Annotated in this window: 13 protein-coding genes; 5 read left to right on the top strand and 8 right to left on the bottom strand. The window is 43.8% G+C overall.

Features of this window, described 5'->3' with window-relative positions; genetic code table 11:
- Window positions 1-88: 88 nt before the first annotated feature.
- The 7 genes from FHW88_RS27260 to FHW88_RS27230 all read right to left on the bottom strand — a co-directional run bounded on the left by FHW88_RS27260 (window position 89) and on the right by FHW88_RS27230 (window position 7,009).
- Window positions 89-1,279 (bottom strand): FecR family protein, encoded by a 1,191-nt coding sequence (locus FHW88_RS27260; RefSeq protein WP_176628716.1) that lies wholly within the window; start codon window positions 1,277-1,279, stop codon window positions 89-91.
- Between the two features lie 57 nt (window positions 1,280-1,336).
- Window positions 1,337-2,014: an SGNH/GDSL hydrolase family protein gene (locus tag FHW88_RS27255; RefSeq protein ID WP_176628715.1), complete on the bottom strand. Its 678-nt coding sequence runs from the start codon at window positions 2,012-2,014 to the stop codon at window positions 1,337-1,339.
- A 216-nt stretch (window positions 2,015-2,230) separates the two neighbouring features.
- Window positions 2,231-2,827 (bottom strand): RNA polymerase sigma factor, encoded by a 597-nt coding sequence (locus tag FHW88_RS27250; protein ID WP_176628714.1) that lies wholly within the window; start codon window positions 2,825-2,827, stop codon window positions 2,231-2,233.
- Between the two features lie 1,245 nt (window positions 2,828-4,072).
- Window positions 4,073-4,591, bottom strand: coding sequence for a hypothetical protein (locus FHW88_RS27245; RefSeq protein WP_176628713.1), 519 nt, complete (start codon window positions 4,589-4,591; stop codon window positions 4,073-4,075).
- A gap of 86 nt (window positions 4,592-4,677) precedes the next feature.
- Window positions 4,678-5,595 carry an NADP-dependent oxidoreductase gene (locus tag FHW88_RS27240; RefSeq protein ID WP_176628712.1) on the bottom strand — a complete coding sequence of 306 codons (918 nt, stop codon included), beginning with the start codon at window positions 5,593-5,595 and terminating at the stop codon, window positions 4,678-4,680.
- Window positions 5,596-5,796: 201 nt separating this feature from the next.
- Complete coding sequence (locus FHW88_RS27235) at window positions 5,797-6,342, bottom strand: carboxymuconolactone decarboxylase family protein (protein WP_176628711.1); 546 nt, start codon at window positions 6,340-6,342, stop codon at window positions 5,797-5,799.
- Between the two features lie 34 nt (window positions 6,343-6,376).
- Complete coding sequence (locus FHW88_RS27230; RefSeq protein WP_176628710.1) at window positions 6,377-7,009, bottom strand: nitroreductase family protein; 633 nt, start codon at window positions 7,007-7,009, stop codon at window positions 6,377-6,379.
- An 88-nt stretch (window positions 7,010-7,097) separates the two neighbouring features.
- On the opposite strand from FHW88_RS27230, the gene FHW88_RS27225 reads away from it, so the two are divergent.
- The 4 genes from FHW88_RS27225 to FHW88_RS27210 all read left to right on the top strand — a co-directional run bounded on the left by FHW88_RS27225 (window position 7,098) and on the right by FHW88_RS27210 (window position 10,227).
- Entirely contained in the window at window positions 7,098-8,624 is a 1,527-nt protein-coding gene (locus FHW88_RS27225) for a PLP-dependent aminotransferase family protein (RefSeq protein WP_176628709.1), read from the top strand.
- Between the two features lie 110 nt (window positions 8,625-8,734).
- A complete protein-coding gene (locus FHW88_RS27220; protein ID WP_176628708.1) occupies window positions 8,735-9,178 on the top strand; it encodes a DoxX family membrane protein in 444 nt (147 codons plus the stop codon).
- 30 nt (window positions 9,179-9,208) lie between these two features.
- A complete protein-coding gene (locus FHW88_RS27215; RefSeq protein WP_176628707.1) occupies window positions 9,209-9,640 on the top strand; it encodes a GNAT family N-acetyltransferase in 432 nt (143 codons plus the stop codon).
- Between the two features lie 2 nt (window positions 9,641-9,642).
- Window positions 9,643-10,227: a TMEM175 family protein gene (locus FHW88_RS27210; protein WP_176628706.1), complete on the top strand. Its 585-nt coding sequence runs from the start codon at window positions 9,643-9,645 to the stop codon at window positions 10,225-10,227.
- Here FHW88_RS27210 and FHW88_RS27205 read toward each other — a convergent pair.
- Window positions 10,213-10,851, bottom strand: a complete 639-nt coding sequence (locus FHW88_RS27205) for an FMN-dependent NADH-azoreductase (protein ID WP_176628705.1) — start codon at window positions 10,849-10,851, stop codon at window positions 10,213-10,215. The two genes, FHW88_RS27210 and FHW88_RS27205, sit on opposite strands and share 15 nt — an antisense overlap.
- A 167-nt stretch (window positions 10,852-11,018) precedes the next feature.
- Here FHW88_RS27205 and FHW88_RS27200 point away from each other — a divergent pair, with 167 nt between their 5' ends.
- Window positions 11,019-12,500 (top strand): PLP-dependent aminotransferase family protein, encoded by a 1,482-nt coding sequence (locus tag FHW88_RS27200; protein WP_176628704.1) that lies wholly within the window; start codon window positions 11,019-11,021, stop codon window positions 12,498-12,500.
- Window positions 12,501-12,851: the final 351 nt, after the last annotated feature.

Below are 12,851 nucleotides of genomic sequence, written 5' to 3'. Positions count from 1 at the left end.
TCAATTGTTAGCTTATTCGTCCCAAACGCATCCCGGGGAGCGTTCGCTGCGCTTCCCGGATATTTAGGAAAATAGCTGTAGGTAAAACTTATTGCATAACTATAATCCTCCTGTCTTTTATTTTAAAGTGAACTAATCCGGTTAATTGTAAATAATTAAGCACTTCGCTTATTTCGCTTGCGCGCGGTATGGTGCCCACAAAATTTACGGTAGTTGTTTTCCCCTGATATTCGATGCCGACATCGTACCAGCGTGCTATTTTGCGCATGATCGCGTTGATGTCCTCGTGCGAAAAATTGAAGTTGCCGTTTTTCCATTCAACCACCTCATCTACCCTCACTTTGGCCACTTTGATTCCGGTGGATACGCTGGCCTGCTCTCCGGGCACTATCATTTGCTGGTCAGTACCATTGACTACCTTAACAGCGCCTTCCAATAAAGTGGTTTGCGTAGCCGATTCATCCCGGTATCCCATGACATTGAAGTGGGTACCCAATACTTCTACATTCATATGATTCACACTAACCCGAAATGGGTGCTTCTTATCCTTAGCTACCTCAAAATAGCCTTCGCCGCTAAGTTGCACCTCGCGGTTATTACCTGCGAAATGCGCCGGGAATTTCAATGACGATTCAGCATTAAGCCATACCTTGCTGCCATCGGGCAAGGTAACCTGGTACTGGCCGCCACGCGGGGTTGAAATGATATTGTAAGCAGGTGCGCTGCCTGCACCGGCTGTGGTATTTGACGCATCGTAAACTAACTGTCCGCCTTGCTTTTTATAGATATGAACATTGTTCTGACTGGCAAGGATTCCGTTTTTTGCCGAGTCGAGCATAATAACAGAACCATCTGCCAGTGTCAGCATCGCTTTATTGCCGCCGGGTACAATTTTAGCGGCAACTTTTGTTTTGGAAACTATATTTTCCTGGTTGCTGTGTTTAAAAAAGAAATATGAAAAGCCAACTAAAAGCAGGGATGCGGCTATAGAAACAGCTCTGATAAGCAAAATGCGGGATTTGCTTTTTGAAAACGTTACCGGATATTCCGAACCTTCCAGGCCATCAAGTCGTTTTTCTATCAAACGGGCAAGCGGGCCATCTTCCGGATAAAGCTCATCGGGCCGATCCTGAAAATACCAGCTAAATTCTTTCAGAACGGCTTCCACCTCCTCTTCCGGCGCCGTACGAAGCCACCCGGTCAATTCGAGGTGATCGTGTTCCGTCAGCTGCTGCTTTTTTAATTTTTCGAAAAATTGCTCAGGTATAGATTTGCTCATATACACCTAAGACCCTTCAATCAGGGCAAAGAACCCCTCGGTATAAAAATAAATTGATCAATGACCGCTTTCTAGTTTTTTTATAACCAGCGGAGCTATGATTTTACGGGCAGATCCAACATCGGGATGAATGCCGTCCGGTACATATTTCAGATACTCCTGTTCGCCGGCCTTCAGTATATTATTCCAATCCTCAAAATGATCAATGAGCAAAAGCTTTCTTTTGCTGGCTACACGCCGGTACATAGCGTAATACGCGTTGAGGTCGGGCCTTGCTTTTGCATGCTCCCTGATTGGGATATTCATCACCTGCAAAATCACTTCGCATTTAGGGTTGGCAATTTTAAGCCGGTCGATGATATAATTCAAATTCAGCTCAGCCAGTTCAACGCTGGTATGGTAGGATAAAAAAGCATCGTTCATGCTAAACTCCATTAACACGGCATCCGGTTGTTTATTTACCACGCTATCTTCGAGATGCTGTACTCCCCATGCGGACCACATCGCACTCTTGCCTGAGTTAATTACCCGAAGTTTTCCATCATATTTATTATTGAAATAACAGTTCACCGAATCAACCCAGGCAACACCACCTGTGCCGGCGGAAAGGCTTGTTCCGTAAACAACAAGCACCTGCGGCTTGCCGGCTTTGAGGTTCATGACCAGCCTGGTTTGCGCCGCACATGTGAGCGACAGCACAGCAACGAAAAACATTAAAATTACTTTAAAATGCATAGTTTGACAATAATTTGGCGTACTCAAATCCGGTCTGAAACGGTTCAATAAAAAAAAGTCTCCCTCGCAAGAAGCTTTTATTTGTTAATGATCCGGCACAATAACCGAAATTTACAATGGATATTCAACATGTTTGGTTGATATCCAGGGCTTGGTAAAAGCCGTTTGTTGCTAAAGACACACAGGATTTATAAAAGGCCCCCTCATATTGATTTTTTAGCGGCCCAGGTATCTGTTTATGATAAAAAGAATAACGATCTGGCCGTGATCGAGGAGATATTTCCGGACAAAGGCTATGCCTAAATACAGTTGTTTTTTGACCACCGATTTGGAAATTGAAAGTTTTTCCGCTATTTCATCGAGCGATAATTCATCGGTCAGCCGCATCCGGAAAATTTGTTTTCTTTTATCAGGCAAGAGTTCAATTGCATGCTGGGCCATCCGGTAATGCTCGCTGTAAAACAGTTTGCCCTCGGCCAGGTTCTCCGTATAAGCCGTCGGTGCCTGCTGCAACTGATCTATAGCGCTGCTTTCAGTCCGGGCTTTACGGATATGATTAAGAAGCAGGTTTTTGGCAGCGCGGAACGCATAAGCTTTAAAGGAGATAACCTGTTCAAGCGAAGCCCTGTTTTCCCATAGTTTTACAAAAAGCTCCTGAACTATCTCTTCGGCTTCTTCTTTATTATAGCATATACTATAAACATAGCGGTAAAGATTGTTCAGGTACCTGCGATAAAGTACTGCAAAAGCATGACGGTCTCCCCTGGCGATAAGAGCCAAAAGCCGGTTATCTGTATGTTGGGGTGCCGCCATTCTCGCTAACTGAATTTGATAAAACCTTTTATCAATCCTGCAATAAACAGGTAGATAAAAAGCATTAATTACCGTTTCTCTTTTACCGATGAATATATCGGCAATGTATATTTTGAATAAATAAGTTTATAACCGGACTATAGGCGCACATCATGTTGCCCGTTGTATGCGCTTATAAATGTAAAAACTTGGCGTTATATTCCAAACTTTTTATGTCAGGCAAAAAAGCAGTCTCATTTAACCCGGTGCTAATTTCAAAGATATACCTGAATTAAATTACCGCTGGCTTCGCCTTCCCATCATTATCATTCAAAACAACTAAGATAAAGCCGCTTATTTTACTTTGCCCAATCCCTAAGCGTCGTCATCGCCTTGTACAAAGCCCTCGCCCCTCTTGAACTCGCCCGTACCTTTTGGGGTACTGTTTAGCACAACATTCCAATCAAAAAAGCCTTTTATCAATAGTCCGCTACAACCCGGGGCCTCAGTATAATGAGCTTTTGCCTTCAATCCATAAGGAGCGATGCTTCATCACCCTGCCGGCCAAGTAAGGCCCAGCCGCAGGGAACAATAGAGAAAAAAATTTGTACAAACATAACAACATTATAAATATATACAAATAAACTTTTTCTTTGTTATAGAAACGACGTCAAAGTTGCATTAAATCATATTGAAGCACCAGCTCGGCTATTGGATCACATTTGAAATGTAATAAAAACATTCCTAATTGATCTCTTGAACAAAATACCGCTAGATATCTTGTGGCTCCGAAAAATATTTTTTAAAGCAGTATGATCGTTTGTGGCCCGGCTTTGTGTGCAAAACCCACCCTCCTTGTTAAATAAAAAAGTCAATAGAAAAAGCCCAATGAGTGGAAACGATCAAGCGCTATGTCCCTGGACTGGTACATCTTTTTATCCAAGAATCAAGTTTTAAGATTAAAGGCATCTATTAATCATATTCGATATGGCTGCAAAAAGGTTGGTAGCCAGTTTTGTGATACTTCAAAAAGCGAATAATGGCGATAACAGGAATATAGTGTTTCCATCGTTGCGCAAACTTCCATAAAAAAAGTTGTCAACAAAGTTGACAACTTGCCTAAAATAGTACTCAAACCAGTCGGCCAGACGAACCAATTCATCGGAGACCTTAGACGATTTGCTGCTCTATTTGATGAGTGAGGCCATTGTGAAATATCAATGCCGATTTTGATCGAACCGGATCTCAGCCTTATACATTTTTGACTTAATTTGAGCATACCGGCAGATTAAGTTGATTAATGTTAATCAATATAAGCCGGCGGGTGAAAAGGATGAGTTCGCGAATATGAATTCTGATCAATTCATTTTGGTATAAGTCGGCTTTGGTAGCCGCAGTATTAATACTTTCAAAAATTTCATTAATTCGCCATTTAAATTCTTGATTAACTATAAATATTATTGGTAATTGAGATCTGAACAAGCCCAATTGTTCAGATAATGCAAAAGTTCCGGCGTCAAGAAAATCCTTCGTAAAATAAATTTCATAATCCGGGACATTTCCTGCACTTACTGTCTTCCCGGTTGAATAAGAAAAACTTAATAATGAATGGCCAGACATGGTTTTGGACGCGTCAATAACAAAATCAATTCTACAAAGATTATCACGATTCTCATTTAAGAATGTTTCTACCTGCGAGGCAACGGTATTTCTTAGGTCATTGAATTTATATTGACCACCAGCTTCTCTTCCTGATTTCCGGGTAATTGGAGTAAAATTTCTCATGTAGCATCTAAAAAAATTGAAGAAAATCATAGAGACAGCAAACATCTCTATGATTTGAAGTATTTTAATATTTACCTACCCAATCCTTATGCACGAACGCGAACAATCGTTTTACCTTTAGGCCGGTCGCTCGAATTGTAGGCGGCAATCGCGTTGTCGAGCGTTACAATACTCCCGCTGTTTGTCTTTAAACGTCCCTCACGGAATCTGTTTGCAATCTCAGTCAATTGGGATCGATCAGCTTCAACTACGAAGTCGATATTCTGTACTCCGTCAGCTTGTTCCTCGTTCCAACCGGTAATAGATACAAATCTTCCCCCCTTCCGAATTACACCAAGGGAACGCTTCGCAACATCGCCACCAAGGACATCAAATGCCAAATCGACCTTATCAATATTTTCCAGTTCATTACCATCCAAATCGATGAACTCGTTTACACCAAATTCGAGTGCAGCTTCCCGATGAGCTGCCCTCCCGGTACCAATAACGTACGCGCCGGCCTCTCGCGCAAACTGAACGGCCATAGAGCCGACGATACCTGCAGCTCCATGAATAAGAACCCGCTGGCCTGCTTGTAGTTGCCCATGATCAAAAAGTGCCTGCCATGCTGTCAAACCTGGCATCACGAGCACATTGCCGTCGTTGAAATCAATATCGTCCGGTAGCGGTGCAAGATTGCGCGCCTCAATGGCCACGTATTCTGCCAGGGAACCATTGCGATACCAGTCCTGAAGGCCAAATACCCGCTGACCTACAGACAGCCCTGTGGTGCCATAGCCCAGCGCTGTTACTACTCCGGCCAACTCGTGTCCGGGAATCGATGGTGTCCTGTCCCCGCCCGTACGATCTGTCCAGGTAGATGGCCAAGACAGTTCGTCGCCGGTAATACTGGCCGAATAAACCTGAACAATGACATCATTGATCGCAGCCGACGGTTCGGGCAACTCTACGAGTTTCATGCCCGCTAATCCTGCATTTTCATCTGTTACAACAATTGCTTTCATAATACAACTCTTTTTTGTTGATCAATAAACACCACACCAATAAAGTGGTGTTACAATAAGTTACTATTTCTATTTTATAAGATTTAGGGTTGATAGTTATCTTCAAGCATCCGGAACAAGACTGCCGGATTATTTTATACCGGCAGTCTTGTTTTCGGGAAGTCAAATTTGGGCTTTCCCTTGAGATTTCTAATCCAAGGATCAGATCGATCCGGCAGGCGTCACCGATGGGAAGTCTTTCTCAGGATCCGAAACGTTATTAATAAAATTTGTCAGCGAATACATAGCCACCAGGCCAGCTATCTCCAGGATATTGGCATCGGTGTAGCCGGCGCCCCGTACGGCTGCCAGATCAGCATCGCTAACTTTGCCGCGGGCTTCAATCAGTTTTTTTGCAAACTGAACAGCAGCATCGCGCTTCGGGTCTGTAGCGTGGCCTTTTCTGGCAAGAATTATTTCATCGGCCTCCAATTTGGCCATATGTTTAGCGGTATAGCTATGAACAGTGAGGCAGTAATTACAGCCATTCACTTCAGATACGGCGAGGCCAATGCTATCGCGTGTCTTTACATCAAGCGCCTTGGTCATGACGCTGAATAGTGCAGCCCATGCGTTGAATGCAACGGGGCTTGCGGCAAAAGTAGCCATCATATTGGGCGTAAACCCAATGTTTTTTGTAAACGCGTCAAGCGTTGGTTTTGAATCTGCCGGTACCTGCTCCGGCTTAAGCGCTTCAATTCTGGGCATTGTAGGGTCTTTATTTACAGTTCTTAAATAACAATTAAACTAAGTCAAGCACTTCTTCAAGTGGGCGGCGGGGCTTTTGCTTCCAGTTACCGGCACGCTCAGGGCCAACGGATAATAACATCACCGGTATTTCGTCCTCAGCCAATCCAAACTCGCTGGCTACGGCGTCAAAATCAAACCCGATCATTGGTGTAGAACCGTAACCGAGTGCGCGAGCAGCATATATAATAGCTGCCGCGCCGAAGGTGGCGGTACGTATTGCTTCATCGCGCCTGCGCTGCGGATAAGGCATATAAAGATCGCGCGCCGGGATTTCCCATTCGGGCACCATGCTTTCGGGCATAACGCCGGCGGCTACCAATGGTGCAAGGCGGCTTGGGATTACGCTGGTATCAACCAACTGGCCAATCACAATAAAAGTAACGGCTGCATCGGTAATAGCAGGCTGGTTCCAGGCAATTGGCCGTAGCCTGGCCTTGGCTTCGGCGGTACGCACGGCAATAAAGCGCCAGTTTTGTAAATGAAATGATGTTGGCGCGGTAGTGCCAATTTGCACCAGTTCGCGGATCTCATCATCACTCAGGATAGCCGTAGTATCGTAGTATTTAGCTGCGCTCCGGCTTAAAATGGTTTCAATGACCGGATTGGTCGTGATTTCAGTGTTCATGTGTTAAAATTTGCTAATGTTGGTACAAAATTAGATGTCAATTTGGTTACCTTAGTGGGCCAAAATCAAAATAGATAAGGGTCCAGTTATGATAGAGAAATTACTTGAAATCACTTTCCATAAAGACGGCCAGCGAGGTTCTTTATACCAGCAATTGGAGTCGGAAATTATTCAACTGATTTGCCGCGGCATTCTGAAGCCGGGACAGGCTCTTCCCTCCTCCCGTGTACTTGCGGAGCGTCTTGGATTCAACCGGAAAACAGTGGTAGCTACCTACGAGGAACTAAATGCACAGGGCTGGGTAGAAACAAAGGACAGAAGCGGTGTTTATGTTTCCAGCCAGCTACCGGAAATAGCTGTGCGCAAGGTTTCCAAAGACAATGAAAAATTGGCACGCACCAGGGAGCCTGGTTATTCATTGATGACCAGGCAACCATTTAACTATGCTACGGTAGATGACCAGGACGGAAAACTCAGCCTGCCTGGAACCGGGAAGCCACAGTATAAATTTGACGACGGCTTTCCTGACCCAAGGATAGCGCCCATTGAGGAGCTGGTGAGAGAGTACCGGCGACTGGGAAAAGGACGTTTTGCCAATAAATTTTTGATGTATGGCCCGGAGTACGGCTCCTTTCGCCTGCGAGTTGAACTGGCTAAATATTTAGACCGCACCAGGGGATTGCAGGTAACGGAAAAAGAGATTCTGATAACCAAAGGGACACAGATGGCCATCTATTTAGCAAGCCAGTTGCTTATCAATCCCGGCGACACGGTATTTGTACCGGAACCGGGATATTTTGACGCGAACCAAACCTTTAAACTCGCAGGCGCCAACCTGGTATTTATACCTGTTGATAAGGAAGGCATGGATATAGACCGGATCGAAGAATTGTGTAAACAAAAAGTACCCAGGCTAATCTATATTATTCCGCACCATCACAGGCCAACTACCGTAACCCTGAGTGCGGAGCGGCGCATGCGGCTCATGAATCTGGCTTCGAAATACGGGTTTGCGTTATTGGAAGATGATTATGATTTTGATTACCACTTTGCCAGTGACCCACTGTTTCCTTTGGCCAGTGTAGATCCGGGTGGACATATTATATATGTAGGCTCATTCTGCAAAAGCATTGCCCCGGGTATTCGCATTGGTTTCATGGTTGCGCCGGAAGCTGTTATAAATGAAGCTGCTGCTATCCGCCGCCTGATTGACCGGCAGGGCGAGCAGTTGCTTGAAGAAGCCACGGCCGAACTGCTGATAGCCGGCGATATTTCCCGGCACATTAAAAGATCTCATAAAATTTACCAGAAACGACTGGAAAATACCTGCCGGCTACTTTCAGAGCACCTGGGAGAATACTTAACATTTGATAAGCCGAATGGCGGACTGGCCATATGGGCTTCTTATAGGGATGGCATAAGTGCCGGCGCTGTTGCCAGGAATGCAGCAAAGTTAGGGCTAAGGATGAGTGATGGGCGTAATTATTTCTTTGAACCGCATGTTTCCAAACCCCGTGACTTTATACGTATGGGGTATAGTTCATTGGATGAAAAAGAAATGGCTGAAGCTGTTAATATATGGAAAAAGGCCCTGATGCCTTTTTCGCCAAAATAAAGTTTGCAATAAATAATCGGGGGCTTTAAAGCTGGCCCCTTTCAAATACCATAACTGGTACCTGAGACTAAAATATTGCCACGTTAACTTTGATTTTTATTCAAAATCAAATGAAAAACACCGCGGCAATAGGCCAACTCCTGTTACGATTAGCCCTCGGAATCGGCTTTCTGATACCTGTATTAGACAGATTAGGCTTTTGGGGGTCTCCTGGCTCCGGTGCTACCTGGGGAGACTGGAAACACTTTATTGATTATACAAATACGCTCATTCCCTTTGCCAATCGACAGGTAGCCAATGTAATAGGTATTATTGCAACACTCGGCGAATTTGTATTTGGCATATTGCTAATTGTTGGCTACCGGATCAAAGAAGCTGGTTTAGGCGCCGCCGTTCTCACACTATGTTTTGGCTTATGCATGGCCATATTTGTAAGCATAAAAGCTCCGTTCAATTACCCGGTATTTGTTTTTACGGGTGCTGCATTGGTACTCTCGGCCCTTGATCATTATGAATGGAGCCTAGATAGCTATATTCAAAAAAGGGACCTGTAGTAGAATCACATTTTAAAAGCAATAATAATTATGGAATGCAAAAAAGCAATCACTAAAACTGATATTGAATTTTGTAAAGAAGCGATCCTCGAATTCCGGCCCAATCTGGACCCGAAAACAGTGGTGGATCAGGTTTTTCAAATGATTGATCAGGAAGAATTTGAGCTGGTGTATATTCCGAACGCGGATAATACAAAGGCTGGCGCATTTATAAGCTACCGGAAATTAAACCTGTTGCGTACCGGCCCGATGATCTATGTAGATGATCTGTTCACTTTTGCAGAATGCAGGAACCGGGGCTACGCCGGAGCATTACTTGATTACGTTACCCACCACGCTACTGATGAAGGCATTAAAAGCATTCATTTGGATAGCGGCTATATGCTCCATACGGCACACAGGTTATACCTGAACAAAGGTTATTACCTGGCCTGCAACCATTTTGCCAAAGCCATCGGTTAAGTATGAAAAAAGGACGTATGGAGGCCTTCAGCGATGGTGTGTTCGCAATCATCATCACAATCATGGTATTGGAGTTTAAAGTACCCACTCATGGGCATGATTTGAACGCGCTTATTCCACTTGCGCCTTTTTTCCTGAGTTACATCCTGAGCTTTGTTTACGTGGGTATCTACTGGAACAACCATCATCACATGCATTACCTGGTCAGTTCCGTTAATGGCAGTGTGTCATGGGCCAATCTGTTCTTACTTTTCTGGCTATCGCTCCTTCCCTTTGGTACAGAATGGATGGCCGCCAATCATTTTGCACAGGTGCCGGTAGCTGTTTATGGTTTTTTACTGCTGATGTGCGGGGCTTCTTACCTGATACTTGCCCGAACACTGGCCACGCATGGAGGCCGGGACTCGGAACTTGCGCAGGCATTGGGTTCTGACTGGAAAGGCAAGCTTTCCATAGTGATCTATATAATCGCTATAATTACAGCCAGGTGGTTCCCCGTGCTGGCCTGCATGTTATACACCATTGTTGCGTGTATCTGGTTTATCCCGGATACACGCATTGAGAAAAAGGTTTTAATAGATAACTGAAGCCATTTCGGCTATTTGATCATGAACTGCCTTGGTAGATTGTTCATATATTGTTTTATCGAACGCGCTTCCATTTAACGCCACTTCCTGAACATCGGTAAGGCCCATGATCCTGAAGACCGTTCTGAGGTAATCAGCCTGGAAATTCATGTGAGCATAATATTCGCCCTTTTCATAACCCGCGTTTCCCCGGCTGAAAAGCAGGTAGACTTTTTTATCGCTTAATAGCCCCAGGTAAGGGTCTCTGGGATCATCAGGTCGCATTTTAACCGTTTCGTTGGCCCGGATCACCTGGTCTAAATATGCTTTTAAAGCACTCGGGATAGACCAATTGAACATTGGGGTTCCCAGAACGATTACATCGGCTGCTTTAATTTCGGCGACGCACTGATCACTAAACCTTAGTTCGTTGATCTCGGCCTCCGTTCTTAATTCTGCGGGTTTGAATGCAGCCGAGATCCACAGCTCAGTAACATGTGGTATGGCTGCCTGCCCAACCTCACGGTGAACGATCTTATAATCTGGATTAGCTGCCATCCAGCTGATTGTAAATAAATTGGTAAGCTGCCTGGTAACCGATCTTTCACCTCTCGGGCTGGCGTTAATGACGAGTAAATTTTTCATTTGGAAATTGGTATTGAATCATTCGCGAAATGATTTTTTCTGAATGTAATATCTTTGTGCAAGACAAAATTAAACAGTCGCGGCCGTTACTTAGGGTACCAGCTTTTTATATTCAGAGTGACCAGCGCGATCTAATATTGCTATGAAAAACCTTGTCTTATTTACTTATGCTTCCCTATAAAACGTTATTAAAGATCGATAGAAGCAGTACCGAAGCGGTATTCAAACAAATCGCGTCGCAACTGGTGCTTTTGATTCAAAAAGGAATACTACAGCCCGGAATGTCCTTGCCCAGTGCACGCATACTTGCAATAGACCTCGGACTCCATCGAAAAACCATAATGGCTGCTTATAGCGAGCTCATTACGGAAGATTGGATCATAAGCGAGGAAAGAAAAGAATACCGGGTATCTGAGTCCCTGCCCATTTTGAAACCGCGCAGTTATGGAAATAAGGTCAGATCAAATTACCCCGCCAAATCATCCATCACATTCGATACGATGGATCACGTGCCTTCACTGACCAAAACAACTGCCGACTTTAAAGTTATCATCAATGATGGCTTCCCGGATGTCAATATCTTCCCGGTTGAGCGCGTCGCTAATGAATACAAGCGACTGCTTATGCAGGAGACTCTAAAAAAAGCTTCGACAAGCTGGAACATTGACGGCAGTCAGATCTTTAAAGAAGCTTTAACATTATTCCTGAATGACACCCGCGGACTTAATATCGGACCCGAAAATTTAATGGTTACCCGTGGTGCACAAATGGCGATTTACATTGCCAGCTCATTGATCATTAAACCTGGCGATAAGGTTTTGGTGACCTCACCAAGTTATTTTTTTGCAGACGCGATTTTCAGGCAATTAGGTGCTCAACTGATTACTATTCCCGTAGATAACGATGGCGCTGATGTTGATGCAATTGAAGAGGCTATATCGCATCATGATATCAGATTGCTTTATATCATCCCTCACCATCATCACCCAACAACGGTTACGCTTAGCTCAGCGCGTCGTACCAAACTGCTTGAACTTATAAAAAAGCACGAATTGAGTGTTATTGAAGACGATTATGATTACGATTTCCAATATCAATACAGTCCGTATTTGCCATTAGCGAGCGGAGCGCATGATGGCCAGGTGATATATATAGGGTCACTGACAAAAGTGCTGGGCTCTAATTTTAGAATTGGCTATATCATATCAACTCCGGATTTTTTACACAGCGCTATAAAATTAAAAACTCTGATCGATTTAAGGGGCGATGTATTAATGGAAGAAATAATTGCTTCCCTTATGCAAAGTGGTGAGTTTTCCAGGTTTATCATGAAAGCCAACAAACTGTACAGCCACCGGTGTAATTATGCTGCAGATCTCATCAGTTGTGAATTGAGCCACCTGGTAGAATTTACAAAACCTCAGGGAGGTATGGCGCTTTGGCTCAAGTTTAAGGAGAACCATCAGCTTGCCAACATTATTAATAAAGCACACCCTTTAGGATTGCATTTTTCAGGGAAGGCTTATTTCAAAGATCAAGGCTTGAGCTATGATGCAATTCGCTTCGGATTTGCATCTGTAGATGAAAAGGAGATTGATTTTGCTGTTGATGTGCTTAAAAAAATCACTCTTACAAAAAGTCAACCATAAATTTTATTAGCTAAAACTTAAAGAGAAACTAACCCTTGAATAGATTTGCATAAAAAAAGTTGCCAATAAAATTGACAACTTGCCTAAAATCGTACCCTAAACCGGAGTCGAACCAGCACAGCTTCAACAGCTTTAGCGATTAGCCCATCTGTGAATTCCTTTATATTAGGTTGGCAAGTTTTTATTTTTTTAAAATAGCTATATCTTTCTTAAATAAGTACAGGCGATTTGATTATTTATGGGTGATCCGTTAGGTGACCTCTAATTGAATAAAAATACAAAACATTGATTTACAGCAGAAGTTAAATATATTATTGTTGCCTGACTCTTCAGTTCCATTAGTATCTCTCA

Origin of the sequence: Mucilaginibacter sp. SG538B, assembly GCF_013376065.1 — a bacterium.
Classification (GTDB): Bacteria; Bacteroidota; Bacteroidia; order Sphingobacteriales; family Sphingobacteriaceae; genus Mucilaginibacter; species Mucilaginibacter rubeus.
This window is presented reverse-complemented; position numbering and strand designations above follow the sequence as displayed.

Coding starts and splice junctions, on each gene's coding strand:
- FHW88_RS27220 (WP_176628708.1), top strand. CDS start 8,735: ATGAAAAACACCGCGGCAATAGGCCAACTCCTGTTACGATTAGCCCTC.
- FHW88_RS27210 (WP_176628706.1), top strand. CDS start 9,643: ATGAAAAAAGGACGTATGGAGGCCTTCAGCGATGGTGTGTTCGCAATC.
- FHW88_RS27235 (WP_176628711.1), bottom strand. CDS start 6,342: ATGCCCAGAATTGAAGCGCTTAAGCCGGAGCAGGTACCGGCAGATTCA.
- FHW88_RS27205 (WP_176628705.1), bottom strand. CDS start 10,851: ATGAAAAATTTACTCGTCATTAACGCCAGCCCGAGAGGTGAAAGATCG.
- FHW88_RS27245 (WP_176628713.1), bottom strand. CDS start 4,591: ATGAGAAATTTTACTCCAATTACCCGGAAATCAGGAAGAGAAGCTGGT.
- FHW88_RS27200 (WP_176628704.1), top strand. CDS start 11,019: ATGCTTCCCTATAAAACGTTATTAAAGATCGATAGAAGCAGTACCGAA.
- FHW88_RS27250 (WP_176628714.1), bottom strand. CDS start 2,827: ATGGCGGCACCCCAACATACAGATAACCGGCTTTTGGCTCTTATCGCC.
- FHW88_RS27230 (WP_176628710.1), bottom strand. CDS start 7,009: ATGAACACTGAAATCACGACCAATCCGGTCATTGAAACCATTTTAAGC.
- FHW88_RS27255 (WP_176628715.1), bottom strand. CDS start 2,014: ATGCATTTTAAAGTAATTTTAATGTTTTTCGTTGCTGTGCTGTCGCTC.
- FHW88_RS27225 (WP_176628709.1), top strand. CDS start 7,098: ATGATAGAGAAATTACTTGAAATCACTTTCCATAAAGACGGCCAGCGA.
- FHW88_RS27260 (WP_176628716.1), bottom strand. CDS start 1,279: ATGAGCAAATCTATACCTGAGCAATTTTTCGAAAAATTAAAAAAGCAG.
- FHW88_RS27215 (WP_176628707.1), top strand. CDS start 9,209: ATGGAATGCAAAAAAGCAATCACTAAAACTGATATTGAATTTTGTAAA.
- FHW88_RS27240 (WP_176628712.1), bottom strand. CDS start 5,595: ATGAAAGCAATTGTTGTAACAGATGAAAATGCAGGATTAGCGGGCATG.